This is a genomic window from Afipia broomeae ATCC 49717, from assembly GCF_000314675.2.
Lineage (GTDB): Bacteria > Pseudomonadota > Alphaproteobacteria > Rhizobiales > Xanthobacteraceae > Afipia > Afipia broomeae.
The window spans coordinates 385,247-403,113 of the sequence record NZ_KB375283.1 but is presented as its reverse complement, the minus strand read 5'-3'; the positions used below and the strand labels follow the sequence as shown (position 1 = coordinate 403,113).

Sequence of the window (17,867 nt, the reverse complement as noted above, 5' to 3'; positions counted from 1 at the left end):
TCATGGAAGCACTCGGCCTCTTGTTTCACGGTTTCGCGGTTCTTTTCACCTGGAAGATTCTCGCCTTGATGATGGTCGGGCTCGTGCTCGGCATCTTTGTCGGCGTGCTTCCCGGCCTCGGCGGCCCCAACGGCGTCGCGATCCTCCTGCCGCTCACCTTCTCGATGGACCCGACATCCGCCATCGTGATGCTATCTTGTATTTACTGGGGCGCGCTGTTCGGCGGCGCGATCACCTCGATCCTGTTCAATATTCCCGGTGAGGCCTGGTCGGTCGCGACCACCTTCGACGGCTATCCGATGGCCCAGCAGGGCAATGCCGCCGAAGCGCTGACGGCAGCGTTCACGTCATCCTTCATCGGCTCGCTGGTCGCGGTGATGCTGATCACGTTTCTCGCGCCGAGCATTGCGGGTTTTGCACTCAAATTCGGCCCGCCGGAATTCTTCGCGGTTTATCTTCTGACCTTCTGCTCGTTCGTCGGCCTCGGCCGCGAAGCCAAGCACAAGACCGTCATCTCCATGGCGCTCGGGCTGCTGCTTGCCGGCGTCGGCCTCGACACGGTGTCGGGGCAGTTGCGCATGACCTTCGGTTCCAACGATCTCTTGCGCGGTGTGAACTTCCTTGTCGCGGTGATCGGTCTGTTCGGCATCAGCGAAATCCTGCTCACCATGGAAGAGCGGCTCGCACTGCGCGGCCATGCGGCGCGCATCAGCCTGCGGACAGTCTGGAACGTCTGGAAAGATCTGCCGAAGTACTGGGCAACGCTGGTTCGTTCGTCCGTGATCGGCTGCTGGCTCGGCATCACGCCGGGCGGGGCGATTGCCGCATCTTTCATGGGCTACAATCTCGCCAAGCGCTTTTCCAAGGACAAGGAATCCTTCGGCAAGGGCCGCATCGAGGGCGTGTTCGCGCCCGAGACCGCGGCGCATGCGTCGGGCACTGCCGCGCTGCTGCCGATGCTCGCGCTCGGCATTCCGGGGTCAGGCACGGCGGCGATCCTGCTCGGCGGCCTGATGGTGTGGGGGCTTAATCCGGGTCCGCTGCTGTTCGTGGAGCACAAGGATTTCGTCTGGGGTCTCATCGCGTCGATGTATCTCGGCAACGTCGTCGGTCTGGTGCTGGTGCTGACCACCGTTCCCATTTTCGCCTCGATCCTGCGGGTGCCGTTCGCGGCGATTGCGCCGATGATCGTGGTGTCCTGCGCGATCGGCGCCTACGCGATCCAGAACGCGATGTTCGATATCTGGCTGATGCTGCTGTTCGGCGTCGTCGGCTATGTGTTCAAGAAGATCGGCATTCCGCTGGCGCCGTTCACGCTGGCGCTGGTGCTCGGCAGCCGCGCGGAAGATGCGTTCCGTCTTGCGATGATCGGCTCGGGCGGCAGCGTGAAGGTGTTCTGGTCGAACGGCCTTGTCGGCACGATCACGACGCTGGCGATCACATTGCTGTTCTGGCCGGTGATCGACGGGATCTTCGCAAGCTTCAGCGGCAAGAAGGAAAGCCCGGCGCGGGCGTAGCCTCGTCATTGCGAGGAGCCATTAGCGCGTCTACGCGCGTCTTTGACGCGCTATGGCGACGAAGCAATCCATGTCTTCACTCTAGCCAAAGATGGATTGCTTCGCTTCGCTCGCAATGACGTCAGAAACTATCCCTGTACCGCGCCGGTGACCTTGCAAGATCCTTCGGCGGTTTCCTGATCGATGAACGGGAATTTGGTCTTCTTGAACAGCTTGGTGGTCTTCGCCTTGACCGTCAAAGCCAGCCTCTGTTCGGTTTCGATCTTTCGGCCGCCGGTCTTGGACATGTAATCGCATTTCACGCGAATGTCCTTCACGGCGAAATCATTGTCGTTGGTGATGGTGATATCGGCCGTACCGGCGTTGTTGGACCCGGGCTTGCGCCATTTCTCAATCGAAACCTTGACCTTGTCGCCGGGGTCGGCGGCGTTGGCGATGCCGGTTGTGCCCAGAAAAATCCCTGCGATGGCGGTAATAATGATCGTCTTCATGATCGAAATCCTGGTTGCATTCAATGCGGCCACGACGCCCGAGCGGCGGCCTGGCCTCAAATCCGGAAAAGAACGAGTGGCCATTGAGCGGGGGCGTTTCGCCGCTACTATAACGGCCACGATATTCAAGCAGCAACGGCGGTTGGACAGGAATTGCAATGAACGACATCTGGCGTCTCTCGGCTACTGAACTTGCGTCGCAGATCAGGTCCAAAAAGCTTTCGGCACGGGAGGCCGCCTCAGCCGCCATCGCGCGCCTGAATGCCGTCAATCCGGCCATCAACGCCGTGATCGATCATCGCCCGGACGAGACGCTGGCGCAGGCCGATGCCGTCGATGCCGCAATTGCGAAAGGGGCGGATGCCGGGCCGCTGGCCGGTGTACCCATCACCATCAAGGTCAACGTCGATCAGGCCGGATTCGCTACCACGAACGGTTTGACCCTGCAGCGTGACCTTGTGGCGCGGACCAACAGCCCGGTGGTCGATAACCTGCGCAAGGCGGGGGCGGTGATTGTCGGGCGCACCAACACGCCGGCCTTTTCGGCCAGGTGGTTCACCACAAATTTGTTGCACGGCGAAACGCGAAACCCGCGCGATCCCTCGATCACGCCCGGCGGCTCCTCCGGCGGCGCGGCGGCGGCGGTGACGGCCGGCATCGGGCACATCGCCCATGGCACCGACATCGCCGGATCGATCCGCTATCCGGCCTATGCCTGCGGGGTCCATGGCCTGCGGCCGACCATCGGGCGTATCCCGGCCTTCAACGCGTCGTCGCCCGAGCGGCCGATCGGCCCGCAGATCACTGCGGTTTCGGGGCCTCTGGCCCGGACCGTCGGCGATGTGCGGCTGGCGTTTCATGCCATGTCGAAACGCGATCCGCGCGATCCCTGGTGGGTGCCCGCGCCGCTGGAAGGCCCAAGCCGCGAGAAGCGTGCGGCGATCTGCCTGCGTCCGGATGGTCTGGAGACTGTGAAAGAGGTCAGCGATGCCGTTGCCGACGCCGGCAAGCGGCTGGCGCGCGCAGGCTGGACCGTCGAGGAGATCACCGAAATTCCGCCGTTTGAAGAAGCTGCGGATCTGCAGATGAAGCTGTGGCTGTCGGACGGCTATGACGCGCTGCGGGACATGGCCGAGCGCGAGGGCGATCCCGGCGCGCTGGCCGTTCTGCGTGACCAGGAATCGGTCGCGCGCGCACTCGATCTCGCGGCGTTCTCAAAACTGCTGACTCGGCGCGCGACACTGGTGCGTGCGTGGGAGATGTTCTTCGAGACCTATGCCGTGATCGTGATGCCGCCCTGCGGCGAACTGCCCTTTGAATGGCAGCTCGATCTCAAGGGCGACGCCTCGCTGCACCGCGTGCTTCGGGCGCAGATGCCGCAGATTGCGCTGCCGTTCATCGGCATGCCGGGCCTGACGGTCTCGACCGGTCTGGTCGGCCGCGTGCCAGTCGGCGTCCAGATCGTGGCGGGACGTTACAGGGAGGATCTTTGCCTGCTGGCGGGGGAGGCCATCGAGGCCGGCGGCGTGCCGGCAAGCCCGGTCGATCCGGTATCGGCCTGAAGGCGGCGCTTGGCGTTGAATACGCTTTCAGTGTCGGCGAGAAGCTGCTGTGTGCGCCTGACCACGCTGCGCCCGGCCTTGAGATCGCGATTGGCAACGTAAAGCAGGCGATGCCCTTCGACGACGAGTTCACGGGCATGCTTGATTTGCTCGTCGAACGAGACAGCCTCTGGCGCTGCTTTGGCCGTCGTCATGGTGCGGCTCCCGACTCTGCCTTCGTATTGTCTGCATCTGCCCGACGATCACCAACGCCGATGTTAGCGAATCGTTCAGGGTGAGTCCCGCGAACGGCCAAACTTTCCACCAAAACGTGATTCGGGCGGCAACGCCTTGGCCGCCTTGGGGGAATTTTGCCTTGAACCCAACCGGAGGCGAAGCCGTCCAACAAAAAGCGCGGCGGGGATGACGGCTTGCCGGCATGGACGCGGTGACCGGCGCGGTTGCAGCCGCCATGCGGTGGCGCGGGTGCGTAAATGGCGGCAAAATCCCGCCGATGCGCCGGTCTGGTGCGGTGGTTCGCAAGTCCGCATCATTTCTTCTGCACGCTTTCGTGGACTTTTATTCCCGCAGGCTCGCGCTTTTTATCGAGGGCCGTTCGCCAACCTTTGACTTGGCAAAGACCAAACGGCGTCGCAGAACAAGGCCCATGCGAATGCGCCTGGTTCTTCAGATGCTCTGTCTCTTGTGGCTGCCGCCGGTGGGGGCGAGCGCGGCTGCGCCGATGGAGCGCGGCGTTGCCATCACCGATCCCGGCCTGCTGCAGCGGCTTGACGAGTCGGGCTTGAGTCTTGGCAAGCTGCTCGGCGCGGAAGCGGGTGCTGCAACCGCTGATCTGTTCGCGTTGCCGTCGATGACGCAGGTTCAGGAAACGACGGATCGCGATTTCAACAGATATGTCCTCGACCATCACGACGATCTCGACACGCTCTTTCTGTTCGACCGCGATGCGCTGAACGCGCCCGGCACGCGGTTCGACATGGTGGGGATCATCAACCGGATGGATCGCGCGTTTGTTTCTCCCGACGCGTGCGGCGAAATCCGCCTGATCTATCGGCCGATCGCCAATCATGACTCCAGAAACAAGGATAATCCCCCGGTACGGCTGCCGATGACGCTCAATCTCGTCATGAAGGCGAAGCCTGCGGGGGCGGATACCACATGCGCTGAACTCGCCCGGCGCTGGCTTGCGCTGGCCGACCGCCCGCCCGCATCCGAACAGTCAGAGATGCTCACTGAAAAAAGCGGTGCGCTGGAATGGGTCACGCGTGATGCCATCGACAGGATCGAAATCAATGTGCAGATCGCACGCGCCTCGGCGGACGCGAATGACTTCGAGGGCCGGGCGGATTACCTGATGAAGGTGTTCCACTTCGATGGATTGAATTTCGTGGAATCTCCCATGGAGAACCAGATCGACGCGGCGCGCATTCGCGCGGATGAAAAGCTGCTGGCCGATTTCAAGGGATGGCTGCTTGATCCGGTTCAAATTGCGAACCTCGATCGCGGGGCCATCGTGCTGCCCGATCGCTTTCTGGCATCGGGTTCAATCAACGTGACGCCGGTGCAGGAAAATCCCGAAGACCGGGCACGCGCGCTGTTCACCGAAGAGGAAGTCGTGGCGGCTCTCGCCAAGGCATCGGCCAATGCGCCGCTGCAAAACCTGCTGTCGCCTGCGGGTTTTGCGCGCCGTCTCGACGACATGACCTGCAGCGGATGCCACCAGACCCGCGCCATCGGCGGGTTTCATTTTCCGGGCAGGGAGCGTCCCGAATGGGCGGCGGGCGCGGTGGTGGCGGCAGCATCGCCGCATTTCTTCGGCGATCAGGAGCGCCGCCGCGATGTTCTCGGCGCATTCCGCGATGGCCGCGCCCTCGATTTCTCGCGCGGCTTCTCTGCGCGTCCGCAGGCAAGCCGGTCCAGTGAACTCGCCGGAACGACCTATCTGAATGGCTGGGGCGCTGTGTGTGCCGCGCCGGACGCGAATGCCGCGCCTGACAAGAGCTTTACGTCATGGACCTGTGCCGAGGAGCTGACGTGTCAGGCCGCCGGCGCGAAGGACGCGCGGATCGGATTCTGTTTTCCGAAGGAGAAGTGATCCACGCCGTCATTGCGAGGAGCACTTGCGACGAAGCAATCCATTCTTCTTAAAGGTGGATTGCTTCGCTTCGCTCGCAATGACGATGGATGGATGATTGCGTTTCCTTGCCTCTCCCCGCATGCGGGGAAAGGGGGTTAAGCCACGATTCCCGCCGCTCGCATCTTGGCGATTTCGGCGGCATTGAAGCCTGCCGCAGCCAGCACCTCGTCGCTGTGCTGGCCGACATTCGGCGCCATGCGCGGCTGCACCTTCTTCGCGCCCTCGATGAAGATCGGCGTGTTGATGGTGCGCAGGTCGCTGTCGGCGAACGGCACGACAGCCTCGGTCACGCGCATCTGCTCGTCGTCCGGAATGTCCTGCGGAATGCCGACCACGCCGAAGATCAGACCGTTGCCATCGAGCGCCTTGCGCCAGTGCGCCAGCGGCTTGGTCGCGAACACCTTGTCGAGGATCGCGATCAGTTCCGGCGCATGCTTGTGGCGTGCGGGTTTGGTTTCGAAGCGCGGATCGGCCAGCAGGTCCTCGCGCTCGATCACCTTGGCGAACACGGGGAACTGCTTTTCTTCATTGAGCAGCGAGAGAATGATCCAGCGGTCGTCGGCGCACTTGTAGTGGCAGGTGACGGCGTTCAGCGCGCGGTCGCGCGGCGGACGCTTCTGGAAGGTCGCGCCGCACAGCGCGGCCTGCGCGTAGATGCCGTTGGACCAGATCCCGTTGACCATGAGATTTGACATCACCTGCGTGCCCTTGCCGGTCTTTTCGCGCTGATAGAGCGCGGTGACGATCCCGGCGAACAGCGACATGGCGCAGGGATGATCGCCCATGCCGGGCATCGAACGGGCAGGCGTGGTCTCGTCGGTTTCGCGCACGAGGTCCATCAGGCCGGAGCGCGCCCACCACGCATTGCTGTCGAAGCCCGGCTTGTCGGCTTCCGCGCCGGTCTCGCCGTAGCCGGTGAAGGACGCGTAGATCAGCCGGTCATTGAGCGGCGCGAGATCCTTGTAGGTGACGCCGAGCTTCTTGCGCACCGGCGGCGGGAAATTGGTGATGAACACGTCGCATTCGGCGGCGAGCTTGCGCAGCACGGCCTGCCCCTCGGGCTTGGACAGATCGAGCGCGAGGCTCTTCTTGTTACGGCCTTCCAGCATCCACGCATAGTTGTGGGGGCTGATCGGGTATCCCGGCAGGTGGGGCAGGTTGCGGACCGGATCGCCGGCGCCCGGCGGCTCGATCTTGATGACGTCGGCCCCGAAGTCGGACAGCGCGGTGGCGGAGGATGGTGCCGCGATGAAACTCGCGCAGTCGATGACCTTCAGACCCTCGAAAATTCCCATTTCGGCATGTTCCCTGTGTTTCTTGTCGGGGCCGCCGGTGGGGTCGGTGGCCCGCTAATCGTTCTTGCGTTCGTCCGCGATCGCCTTGCCGTCGTTGGGCAATGACCCCGGGCTGACGAAAGTGACATTGCCGGACAGCTTTGTCACGGCACGCAGGGTCGACGCAACTGCATCCCGCAATGCGTCAGCAGGGGTTGCGGTTTCCGCCGAAAGAGTCATCGCGTCGGTCTCCCTGTCGCGGGTCACCACAAGGCGCAGGCGGCCGAGTTCAGGGTGCCGCTTGCCGATTTCGGCGATCTGCTCGGGGCGAACGAACATGCCCTTGACCTTGGTGGTCTGGTCGGCGCGGCCCATCCAGCCCTTGATGCGCATATTGGTCCGCCCGCAGGGGCTTTGCCCGGCCAGCACGGCGCTGAGATCGCCGAGCGCCAGGCGAACCCACGGATGATGCGGATCGAGCGTGGTCACGACGATTTCGCCAACGTCGCCGTCGGTGACCGGCTCGCCGGTGCCGGGCTTGACGATCTCGACGATGATATTCTCGTTCACCACCAGCCCTTCGCGCGCCGGGGTTTCATAGGCGACGATGCCGAGGTCGGCGGTTCCGAAGTTCTGATAGGCGTCGACGCCGCGCGCCTTCATTTCGTCCTGCAGCGATTTCGGGAATGCGGCGCCGGACACCAGCGCGCGCTTGATCGACGACGCATCGCGCCTGGTTTTATCCGCCGCATCGAGCAGGATCTTCAGGAAGTCCGGCGTGCCGGAATAGCCGGCGGGCCGATAGGTCTCGATCAGCTCGAACTGCTGTTCGGTATTGCCGGGGCCGCCGGGAATGACGGCGCAGCCGAGAGCGCGGGCGGAGCTGTCGAAAATGAATCCGCCCGGCGTCAGGTGATAGCTGAAGGTGTTGAGAATGATGTCGCCGGGGCGGAAACCGGCGGCGAACACCGCGCGCGCGCCGCGCCACGGATCGTCCACGGCGGATTCCGGCTCGAAGATCGGGCCGGGCGATGTGAACAGCCGCCCGAACGATCCTGTGGGCGACGACACGAAGCCGCCGAACGGCGGCGCGGCCTTGTGCAGGGCCGGCAGTTCGGATTTGCGCAGCACCGGCAGCGCTGCGAGCGCGGCGCGGCTGGTGATGGCCGCGGGATCGATGCCCTTGAGCCGCTCCGCATAGGCCGGCGCTTTTGCCGCTGCGCGCAGCACATCCGGCAGTCGCTTGAACAGATCGGCCTCGCGCTCGGACGGCGAGCGTGTTTCGAGAGCGTCGTAGTGGTTGGTCATCGGTAGTCCATTTGTTCGTCATTGCGAGGAGCGAAGCGACGAAGCAATCCAGCCTTTGCCTGGCGCTGCTGCCTATGGATTGCTTCGCTCCGCTCGCAATGACGGATGTGGTTACAGCCAGCGCTTGCGGCGCTTGAAGCTCTTCAGGTTCTTGAAACTCTTGCGCTGGTCGCCCGCGCCGCCGAGGTAGAATTCCTTGACGTCTTCGTTGTTGCGCAGCTCATCGGCGGTGCCGTCGAGCACCACCTTGCCTTGCTCCATGATGTAGCCGTGGCTCGCGACCGAGAGGGCGGCGCGCGCGTTCTGCTCGACAAGGAGAATGGTGACGCCGAGGTCGCGGTTGATCTGCTTGATGATGCCGAACACTTCCTTGACCAGCAGCGGCGACAGGCCCATCGACGGCTCGTCCATCAGGATCATCTTCGGGCGCGCCATCATCGCGCGGCCGATCGCCAGCATCTGCTGCTCGCCGCCGGAGAGATAACCGGCGAGGCCGGTACGCTCCTTGAGGCGCGGGAAATACTTGTAGACCATGTCGATATCGTCATCGACGTTCTTGTCGCTGCGGGTGAACGCGCCGAGCCGCAGGTTTTCCAGCGAGGTCATATCGGCGATGATGCGGCGGCCTTCCATCACCTGGAAAATTCCCCGGCGCACGATCTTGTCGGGATCGATGCCATCGACCCGCTCGCCGTCGAACACGATCTCGCCGCGGGTGACTTCACCGTCCTCGGTCTTGAGCAGGCCCGAGATCGCCTTCAGCGTGGTGGATTTGCCGGCGCCGTTGGCGCCGAGCAGCGCGACGATCGCGCCCTTCGGTACGTCGAGGCTCAGCCCGCGCAGCACGAGGATGACGTTGTCGTAAACGACTTCGATGTTGCGCACGGCCAGCAGCGGCGCGGCTGCGGCAGCGACGGCAGGCTTTGCGGTTGTCACGGTTTCGGTTTGCACGTCGGTCGTCCTGGGTTTTCTGAACCTCTCCCCGTTTACGGGGAGAGGTCGAAGCCTGAGCGTAGCGAAGGGTTCGGGTGAGGGGCGATGTTCCGAATCGAAGTCTTGCCCCTCACCCCAACCCTCTCCCCGCAAAGCGGGGAGAGGGAGCAGTGCTTACCAGCCGAGCCATTCCGGCTTGCGCGGCAGGTCGACGGTCTTCACCTTCTCGAGCTTGATGGTGCCGGCCTTGACGAGATCGGCAACCGAAGCGTCGGTCGCGCCGGACACCTTCATGCGATAGATGTCGACCTTCAGCGTCGGGCGATGGTCCTTCTCGGTCCAGGTCGAGGGATTGCAGACGCCTTCCATTCCGGCCGGCACCCAATCCTTCTTCTGGTAGAAGCCCTTCTTGACGTTCTCGCCGACCGCGCCGCCGTTCTTGGCAGCCCACTCGACGGCTTCCTTCATGTAGAGCGCGGTGCAGACGCCCGCGACGTAGTGCACGGGACGATAGGCCGTGCCCGCAGCGTCCGACATCTTGGAGATGTCCTGCACCAGCTTCATGCCGGGAGCATTGCCGCCCCAGGCGACAGCGGTGCGCAGCGGGAACACCACGCCGTCGGCGGCAGCGCCTGCGGCCTTCGCGGCGTTCTCGTCCATGCCCCAGACGTTGCCCATGAACTGCACGTCGGTGCCGGCTGCCTTGCAGGCATTGAGCACGGAGATGTTGGAGCCTGCGGTGTTGCCGAGATAGGCGTAGTTGGCGCCCGAGCTCTTCAACGTCAGACACTGCGCGCTGTAGTCGCCCGGCGTGAGCGCGAACACGATCGCCGGCAGCACGTCGAAGCCGAGTTCGGCGGCAAGCGCTTCACCCGCAGCCTTCGGCGCGTTCGGATACGGATGGTTCGCGCCCATGTGGACATACTTCGGCTTGCCGGGCTTGCCCTTGGACTTCCAGTCTTCGGCGGCCCAGGTCAGCATGCCGCGCAGCGCGTCGGAATAGCTTGGACCGTAGAAGAAATTGTAGGGAGCGGCCTTGCCCTTGCCGCCTGCGCCGGTCGGATCGGAGAGCGCCGCCGAGTACGAACCCGAGATATCGGGGATCTTGTCTTCGGACAGGAAGCCGGTGAGAGCTTCGGTATCAGCCGTGCCCCATCCGAGAATGGCCGCAACCTTTTCGCCGCCCGACCACTTTTTGTACTGCGCAATCGCGCGCGGCACCTGATAGCCGTAGTCGACGGTGTCGACATTCACCGGCTTGCCGTTGATGCCGCCGTTCTTGTTCACATAGGCGAATGCATCGGCGACGCCCTGTCCGAATGGCGTGCCGACGTCGGATGTCGCGCCGGAATAATCGGCAAGGTGGCCCAGCGAGATCGGTGCCTGCGCCAGAGCAGATGAGCCGCCAAGCATCACCGCCAGAGCAGCAGTGCTCAGAAAGGTTTTCGTCATCATAAGCGTAATCCTCCGGTTTCCTCTCGAGGTCTTCTTATTGTCTGTCCCGTTCCGACCTCAATGCGAGAACGGGTAGAGTTTCCAGTAAGCCTTTATTTGCCGCCACCGGTGAGCAAGCCCATCCGGCTCGAAGATCAAAAAGACGATGATGATGACGCCGATGGCCATCTCGCGCAAGAAAGCGATGTTGTTCTTCAGTCCCAGCGCGTGATCGATCGCGCTGCCGCTGAGCGCGGCGCTGATCCACTCCATCGATTCCGGCAGCAGCACCATGAAGGCGGTGCCGAGCAGCGTGCCCATGATCGAGCCGATGCCGCCGATGATGATCATGGCGAGGAAGATGATCGAGCGGTCGATGCCGAAACCTTCGTTGGAGACGACTTGATTATAATGCGCGTAAAGCGCGCCGCCGACGCCGGCGAAAAATGCAGCCAGTCCGAATGACAGTGTTCGGTATTTGGTGAGGTTGATGCCCATGATTTCGGCGGACAGGTAATGATCGCGCACCGCGACCAGCGCCCGCCCGTCACGCGTCCGCATCAGGTTTGTGACGAGCAGATAGCACACGATCACGTAGGCGAGCACCACATAGAAATACTGACGGTCGCCGCGCAGGGTCTTGCCGAAGATCGAGAACGCATCCGCATGGGCCGGAACGCTGCCGCCGGTGAACCACTCGGCGCGTGAGAAGAAATCGAGCAGGATGAACTGCGCCGCCAGCGTTGCGATTGCCAGATAGAGGCCTTTGAGCCGCGCGGCGGGGAGGCCGAAGATCAGGCCGACCAGCGCCGTGACCACGCCCGATAGCGGAATGGCGAAGAACACCGGCACGTGAAGCTTGCTCGACACATAGGCCGAAGTGAATGCGCCGAAGCCGAAGAACGCGGCGTGGCCGATGGAAATCTGTCCCGTGAAGCCGACCACGATGTTGAGGCCGAGCGCGGCGATGCCGAAGATGCCGATCTGGATCAGCAGGCTGAGCGAATACTCATTCAGCACATAAGGCGCAAAGCAGATCAGCACGATGCCGAGGATCATCATGTTTCGGCTGGTCGTGGTCGGAAACACGGTTGTGTCGGCCGCGTACGTGGTGCGGTAGTCGCCTGCGGGGAGAAGGGTCTGGCCTGCCATGATCAGATACGCTCGAACTTGTTTTCACCTCTCCCCACGGGGGAGAGGTCGACGCGCGAAGCGCGGCGGGTGAGGGGGGACGGGGCGCGCGTTGCGGAGGCATGTAACCCCCTCACCCCAACCCTCTCCCCCACGGGGAGAGGGGGTAAATCGAGCCGGTGGCAGACCTTAAATGTTACGTGTGCCATCCTCATGATCAGATCCGCTCGATGTCTTTGGTGCCGAACAGGCCATAAGGCTTGATCATGAGGATGATGATGAGGGCATAGAACGGCGCGATCTCGAACAGATTGCCCCAGTGCAGGTATTCGCTGTCGACGAAGTGCGCGAGGTTCTCGAGCAGCCCGATGATGATGCCGCCGATCACAGCGCCGCCGACACTGTCGAGGCCGCCGAGGATCGCCGCCGGGAACACCTTGATGCCGTAGGCGGCAAGGCCGGCCGACACGCCGTTGACGACGGCGACGACGACGCCGGCCACTGCGGACACCGTGGCGGAAATTGCCCAGGCCATCGCGAACACGCTTTTCACCGAGATGCCGAGCGACTGCGCGACCTGCTGGTTGAAGGCTGTCGCGCGCATGGCGAGGCCATACTTCGAGACCTTGAAGAACCAGGCCATGCCGCCCATCATCGCCACCGACACCGCAAGGCTGAGGAGGTAGACGGTCTGCACCTGCAGCCCGAAGATGTTGATGAGCTTGGTATGGAAGACCGGCGGGAACGGCTGCAGGTTGACGCCGAACATCCATTTCATCAGCGCGGAAAACACCGTGGACAGCGCGATGGTCACCATGATCACCGAAATGATCGGCTCGCCGATCATCGGGCGCAGGATCACGAGCTGGATCGCGATGCCGAACAGGAACATGAACACCAGCGTGATCGGCATGCCGAGATAGAACGGCACCTGATATTTGGTCAGCAGCCACCAGCACACCCATGCGCCGATCAGCAGCAGCTCGCCTTGCGCGAAGTTCACCACCTGCGTGGCCTTGTAGATCAGCACGAACGACATTGCGACGACGCCGTAAAGCGTGCCAACCACCAGGCCGTTGATGAGAAGCTGGATGAGGAGCTGGGTGTTCATGAGGTCGAGGCCCGGATTGCTGTCATCACCGGGCTTGTCCCGGTGATCCCGATAACTGAAATGCGGTGCCAACGATGTCGGGATGGCTGGAACAAGTCCGGCCATGACATTGGAGTGTAATGTCGCTGCTTCACTCGGCCGCCTCCGCCGTCTTGTTTCGTGTTCCGAGGTCGATCACCGGCAGGGTGCAGCGGATGCGCTGCGTGGTGCCGTCCTGGAAGCGGATCACGGTGTCGATGTCGATGTCGGGTCTGTCGCCGTAGATGGCGTTGATGATGTCGCCATACTTTTCGTTGATGACGGTGCGGCGCACTTTTCTGGTGCGGGTCAGTTCGCCGTCGTCGGCATCGAGTTCCTTGTAGAGCAGCAGGAACTTGGAAATGCGCTGCGCCGGCGGCAGCGTGGCGTTGACCGCTTCGACCTCCTTGCGCAGCAGCTCATAGGTCTCGGGCCGCGAGGAGAGGTCGGTGTAGGTGGTGAAGGACAACCGGTTCTTTTCCGCCCACTTCGAGACGATGGAGAAGCGGATGCAGAGCATCGCCGCGAGATAGTCGCGCCCGTCGCCCAGCACCACGGCTTCGGCGACATAGGGCGAGAACTTCAGCTTGTTCTCGATGTATTGCGGCGAAAAGCGGTCGCCGCGCGAGGTCTGCGCCAGATCCTTGATGCGGTCGATGACCACAAGCTGCTTCGCCTTGTTGAAGTAGCCGGCGTCGCCGGAATGCATCCAGCCGTCGCGCATATCGACGGCGGTCGCGGCTTCGTTCTTGTAATAGCCGGAGAACATGTTCGGATGGCGCACCACGATCTCGCCGACGCCGTTGATGTCGGGATCGCGGATTTCGATCTCGATGCTGTCAGCCATCGACACACCGGTGGTGTCGGGATCGACCTCGTCGGGCTTGTGCAGCGTGAAAGCGCCCAGCGTTTCGGTCTGACCGTAGAGCGTGCGCAGCGGCACGCCCATGGCGCGGAAGAACTTGAAGGTGTCCGGGCCGAGCGCCGCGCCGCCGGTCGCCGCCGAGCGCAGCCGCGAAAAGCCGAGACGGTCGCGCAGCGCGCGGAACAGCAGGGTGTCTGCCAGAGCGGAATGCTTGCCGTCGGCCAGCGCGGCAAGGCCCGCTTTCATGCCGACATCGTAAAGCCGCTGCTTGAGCGGCGACGCGTCCATCACGCGGGCGCGGACATCGGCGGCAATGGCTTCCCAGATGCGCGGCGCGAACAGCACGAAGGTCGGCGCGATCTCGCGGAAGTCGTTCATCATCGTGTCCGGCTCTTCGACGAAGTTGACCTTCATCCGCGAGAGCAGACCTTTGCCGAGCGCGTAGACCTGCTCCATGATCCATGGCAGCGGCAGCACCGAGACGTATTCGTCGTCCGGGCCTTTGGGATCGAAGGCGAGATAGTTCGCGCAGTGGCTGAGCACGCGGCCCGCCGCCAGCATGGCGAGCTTGGGGTTCGACGTGGTGCCCGATGTCGTGCAGAGAATGGCGACGTCATCGCCTTTGGTCGCGTCCACCAGTTGATCGTAAAGCTGCGGCTCGCGCGCGGCGCGGTCGCGGCCCATCTTCGCCAGCTTGTCAGCGTCGAGCAGGCGTGGATCGCTGTATTTGCGCATTCCGCGCGGATCGGAATAGACGATGTGCTTGAGGTGCGGCGCGCGGTCGCCAAGTTCGAGCAGCTTGTCGACCTGCTCTTCGTCCTCGGCGAAGACGATCTTGGTTTCGCCGTAAGTCAGCAGATACAGCACTTCCTCGGGCAGCGACTCGCGGTACATGCCGAGCGACATGCCGCCGACGGCGTGGGCGGCGATTTCGGCTGCGACCCAGTCCGGCCGGTTGTCACCGATAATGCCGATCACGTCGCCGCGCTTGATGCCGAGCTCGACCATGCCCAGCGTGAAATCACGCACGCGGTTCTGATAGTCGTTCCAGGTGAAGACGCGCCAGAGACCGAAGTCCTTTTCACGCAACGCGATCTCGTTGCCGTGCTCCGACGCATTCAGCCGCAGCATCTTGGGGTAGGTGTCGGCCTGTGCGACGCGGCCTGCATAATCCATCATGCCGTGGCCTCCGCGACAGGATTGGTGTCGTCGAGGACGTCGAGGACTTCGTCTTCCTCGCCGAGATAGGCCTTGCGCACATGCGGATCGTCCAGCACGTCGGCAGGCAGGCCTTCGGCGATCTTGCGCCCGAAATCCAGCACGGTGACGCGATGGGAAATATCCATCACCACGCCCATGTCATGCTCGATCATCATCACCGTCATCCCGTACTCTTCATTGAGATCGACGATGTAGCGGGCCATGTCCTCCTTCTCCTCGAAGTTCATGCCGGCCATCGGCTCGTCGAGAAGAATGAGTTTGGGCTCCAGTGCCATGGCGCGCGCGAGTTCGACGCGCTTGCGCAGGCCATAGGAGAGGGTTCCCGCAGTCGCCTTGCGCACCGACTGCAGATCGAGGAAGTCGATGATCTCTTCCACCTTGCGGCGGTGTTCGAGTTCCTCGCGCCGTGCGCCGGTCAGCCAGTAGAGCGAGCCTGTGATGAAATTGTTTTTCAGGAGGTGATGCCGCCCGACCATGATGTTGTCGAGCACGGTCATGTGGTGGAACAGGGCGAGATTCTGGAACGTGCGTCCGATGCCGAGCGCGGCGCGCGCATTCGGCTTCAGCCCCGTAATGTCGCGGCCCTGATAGAAAAGCTGTCCTTCCGTCGGGGTGTAGCGGCCGGAGACGCAGTTGACGATCGAGGTCTTGCCGGCGCCGTTGGGGCCGATGATCGAAAACAGTTCGCCTTCGTTGACGCCGAAGCTCACATCGGTCAGGGCGCGCACGCCGCCGAACCGCAGTGAGACCCCCCGCACCTCCAATGCGTAAGCCACTCAATTCCTCCCAGATACGGCGCTTGGCGCGCTCTTTATCTATGGTTCGACACCATGGGCCCGATCCTATACCGGGGGGCCCAGGCAAGCCATTCTACTCTAGTGGTCCGGTTCTAACATTCGCATCCCGTTTCGGCAGGCATTTCTGCGAATGTTAGAACCAAAGGACCACTAGCAAATCTAAGTTTCCAGTGGAGTTTTGGATTTGACATTCGCTTGAGAGCGCGCTGCTGGCGGTCCGCGAATGTCAAATCCACTCCACTGGGATGTTTTGCGCCGCCAGAACTGGATGACGAGGCGCATTTGCCGTAGCCGTCCTTACGGCAATCCGTGACATCGAAATGTCTTGTGCCTGACAATTCATTGGGCAATTTCGCTGCGTGCGCGGTATACCAAAAGACGGATTACTGCGTCGCAGCATGACGCGAGGGGCGATCGGGACAGCATGGTTTCTGCGGAATACCTCAAGCGCATTGCGGTCTGGTCGCGCGGCCTGAATGAGCGGGAAATCGAAGTCGCGCGCGCCGGCGTGATCGAGAAGACGTTCGGCGCGAACGAATTCATCTGCATGCGCGGCGATCATTTTGAATACTGGATGGGTGTGGTCACCGGGCTGGTGCGGATCGGAACCGGGTCGCGTGACGGCAAGGCCGTCAGTTTCACCGGCATGACCAACGGCGCGTGGTTCGGCGAGGGGACCGTCCTGAAGAACGAGGCGAGGCGTTATGACGCGGTGGCCCTGCGCGATACCCGCCTCGCACTGATGGATCGCGCGACCTTCTTCTGGCTGTTCGAGAACAGCGTGGCCTTCAATCGCTTCCTGGTCGGGTTATTGAATGAGCGCCTCGGCCAGTTCATGGGTCTGGTCGAATACGGCCGGATGCTGGATGCGAAAGCCCGTCTCGCGCGCTCCATCGCTTCGCTGTTCAATCCGATCCTGTATCCGGACCACTCGCGCCATCTCGACATCACGCAGGAAGAGCTCGGCGCGATTTCCGGCATCTCGCGGCAGAACGCCAATCAATGCCTCAAGACGCTGGAGAAAGAAGGGCTGCTGCGGCTCGAATACGGCGGAGTCACGGTGGTCGATCTGGAAAAACTGCGCGGGTACGGAGAGTAGGCGAGGACCTACTCAGCCCATCCCAGATCAGTTGTGAACACGATGGACAGCCAGCGGTCCGGCGTGTCGTTGCCGATGGCCTCGCCAATCTCGTCGCGGATCTTGTCCCATTCCTCGAGCCGCTTTGGCGGCAAGCCGACGGGAACGATGAAGTAGAGCTCGATCTGGCGGCCGCGGCCGACCCGCGCAACATAGGCGCGGTATGACAGGAATTGATAACGCAGCACGATTTGCTTGGCGATGGCCTCGACGTGCTGCATGAGATCGGGCGGCGTGACCAGCAGGGCGTCGGCCAGCGCCTGACGCACCGTGCCGATCGGAATCGGAATCACGATCAGGCAGACGATCGCCAGCGCAGCAGGGTCGATATAGGGCGACAGCCATTTCAGGCTGGTGCCCTGAATCATGTAGCCGAAGATGAAGGCAACGAGCAGCGCGGCGGTCAGCGCCGCCGACATCATCCAGGCCTTGGCGTCCAGCGCCACGAAATTGGATTTGATGGTCCGGTTGGCCCGCGCATCGAAGACCGCCATGCCGACCGCGGCGAGGGTGATTACCACCGCGTAGATGATCGCCTGATCGAAGGCGAGTTCGCGCCCGCCGGTCAGCAGGCTGCCGATGGCGTTGATCAGCGCGTAGATCGCCGCGCCCATCAGCAGAATGCCGTTCAGACCGAGGACCATCGGCTCCAGATGCCAGAAGCCCATGGTGAACTGTTCGATGAGCCGGGATTTGGAGCCGCCTTCCCGTGTCGATGCCGCGATCAGGTTGGCGACCAGCAGGGCGAGGATGGTCATGACAGCGTCGATCAGCGCATAGACGCCGTCGAAAACAATGGCGTAGGAGCCTGACAGAAGGCCGAACAGAATTCCCATCCCTGCGAGAGCCAGGGTCACGGCGATCGACAGGCGCAGAACACTTTGTTCGGTCATGCGAACGCATCCGGCACTACCGCGACGTCAAGGTCTC

General features: G+C 62.7%; 15 protein-coding genes. 4 read left to right on the top strand and 11 right to left on the bottom strand.

The window, feature by feature from the left end; genetic code table 11:
• Positions 1-2 precede the first annotated feature (2 nt).
• A complete protein-coding gene (locus HMPREF9695_RS14365) occupies positions 3-1,517 on the top strand; it encodes a tripartite tricarboxylate transporter permease (RefSeq protein WP_006021588.1) in 1,515 nt (504 codons plus the stop codon).
• 128 nt (positions 1,518-1,645) lie between these two features.
• Here the strand turns inward: HMPREF9695_RS14365 and HMPREF9695_RS14360 are convergent, their stop codons facing one another.
• A complete protein-coding gene (locus HMPREF9695_RS14360; protein ID WP_006021587.1) occupies positions 1,646-2,008 on the bottom strand; it encodes a hypothetical protein in 363 nt (120 codons plus the stop codon).
• A gap of 158 nt (positions 2,009-2,166) precedes the next feature.
• On the opposite strand from HMPREF9695_RS14360, the gene HMPREF9695_RS14355 reads away from it, so the two are divergent.
• Positions 2,167-3,570 (top strand): amidase family protein, encoded by a 1,404-nt coding sequence (locus tag HMPREF9695_RS14355; protein WP_006021586.1) that lies wholly within the window; start codon positions 2,167-2,169, stop codon positions 3,568-3,570.
• On the opposite strand, the gene HMPREF9695_RS14350 is transcribed toward HMPREF9695_RS14355, so the two are convergent.
• Complete coding sequence (locus HMPREF9695_RS14350) at positions 3,483-3,764, bottom strand: hypothetical protein (protein ID WP_006021585.1); 282 nt, start codon at positions 3,762-3,764, stop codon at positions 3,483-3,485. The genes HMPREF9695_RS14355 and HMPREF9695_RS14350 overlap by 88 nt on opposite strands.
• Positions 3,765-4,222: 458 nt before the next feature.
• Between HMPREF9695_RS14350 and HMPREF9695_RS14345 the strand changes: the two genes are divergently transcribed.
• Positions 4,223-5,665 carry a hypothetical protein gene (locus tag HMPREF9695_RS14345; protein ID WP_006021584.1) on the top strand — a complete coding sequence of 481 codons (1,443 nt, stop codon included), beginning with the start codon at positions 4,223-4,225 and terminating at the stop codon, positions 5,663-5,665.
• Between the two features lie 137 nt (positions 5,666-5,802).
• Here HMPREF9695_RS14345 and HMPREF9695_RS14340 read toward each other — a convergent pair whose 3' ends face one another.
• From HMPREF9695_RS14340 to HMPREF9695_RS14300, 8 genes are all read right to left on the bottom strand, one after another.
• Positions 5,803-7,002, bottom strand: coding sequence for a CaiB/BaiF CoA transferase family protein (locus tag HMPREF9695_RS14340; RefSeq protein ID WP_006021583.1), 1,200 nt, complete (start codon positions 7,000-7,002; stop codon positions 5,803-5,805).
• Between the two features lie 54 nt (positions 7,003-7,056).
• Positions 7,057-8,289 (bottom strand): phenylacetate--CoA ligase family protein, encoded by a 1,233-nt coding sequence (locus HMPREF9695_RS14335; protein WP_006021582.1) that lies wholly within the window; start codon positions 8,287-8,289, stop codon positions 7,057-7,059.
• 111 nt (positions 8,290-8,400) lie between these two features.
• Positions 8,401-9,240, bottom strand: a complete 840-nt coding sequence (locus HMPREF9695_RS14330; RefSeq protein ID WP_006021581.1) for an ABC transporter ATP-binding protein — start codon at positions 9,238-9,240, stop codon at positions 8,401-8,403.
• A gap of 156 nt (positions 9,241-9,396) precedes the next feature.
• Positions 9,397-10,677 carry an ABC transporter substrate-binding protein gene (locus HMPREF9695_RS14325; protein WP_006021580.1) on the bottom strand — a complete coding sequence of 427 codons (1,281 nt, stop codon included), beginning with the start codon at positions 10,675-10,677 and terminating at the stop codon, positions 9,397-9,399.
• 57 nt (positions 10,678-10,734) lie between these two features.
• Entirely contained in the window at positions 10,735-11,808 is a 1,074-nt protein-coding gene (locus tag HMPREF9695_RS14320) for a branched-chain amino acid ABC transporter permease (RefSeq protein WP_006021579.1), read from the bottom strand.
• Positions 11,809-12,004: 196 nt separating this feature from the next.
• Positions 12,005-12,898 (bottom strand): branched-chain amino acid ABC transporter permease, encoded by an 894-nt coding sequence (locus HMPREF9695_RS14310; RefSeq protein WP_024920803.1) that lies wholly within the window; start codon positions 12,896-12,898, stop codon positions 12,005-12,007.
• Between the two features lie 130 nt (positions 12,899-13,028).
• A complete protein-coding gene (locus HMPREF9695_RS14305) occupies positions 13,029-14,960 on the bottom strand; it encodes a long-chain fatty acid--CoA ligase (protein ID WP_006021576.1) in 1,932 nt (643 codons plus the stop codon).
• The gene (locus HMPREF9695_RS14300; protein ID WP_006021575.1) at positions 14,957-15,778 is read right to left on the bottom strand and encodes an ABC transporter ATP-binding protein; all 822 of its coding nucleotides are present in this window, start codon (positions 15,776-15,778) and stop codon (positions 14,957-14,959) included. Before HMPREF9695_RS14300 ends, HMPREF9695_RS14305 begins: the two co-directional genes overlap by 4 nt.
• Before the next feature lie 445 nt (positions 15,779-16,223).
• Here HMPREF9695_RS14300 and HMPREF9695_RS14295 point away from each other — a divergent pair, with 445 nt between their 5' ends.
• Entirely contained in the window at positions 16,224-16,898 is a 675-nt protein-coding gene (locus HMPREF9695_RS14295; protein WP_006021574.1) for a Crp/Fnr family transcriptional regulator, read from the top strand.
• A gap of 8 nt (positions 16,899-16,906) precedes the next feature.
• Here HMPREF9695_RS14295 and HMPREF9695_RS14290 read toward each other — a convergent pair whose 3' ends face one another.
• Complete coding sequence (locus HMPREF9695_RS14290; RefSeq protein WP_006021573.1) at positions 16,907-17,830, bottom strand: cation diffusion facilitator family transporter; 924 nt, start codon at positions 17,828-17,830, stop codon at positions 16,907-16,909.
• Positions 17,831-17,867: the final 37 nt, after the last annotated feature.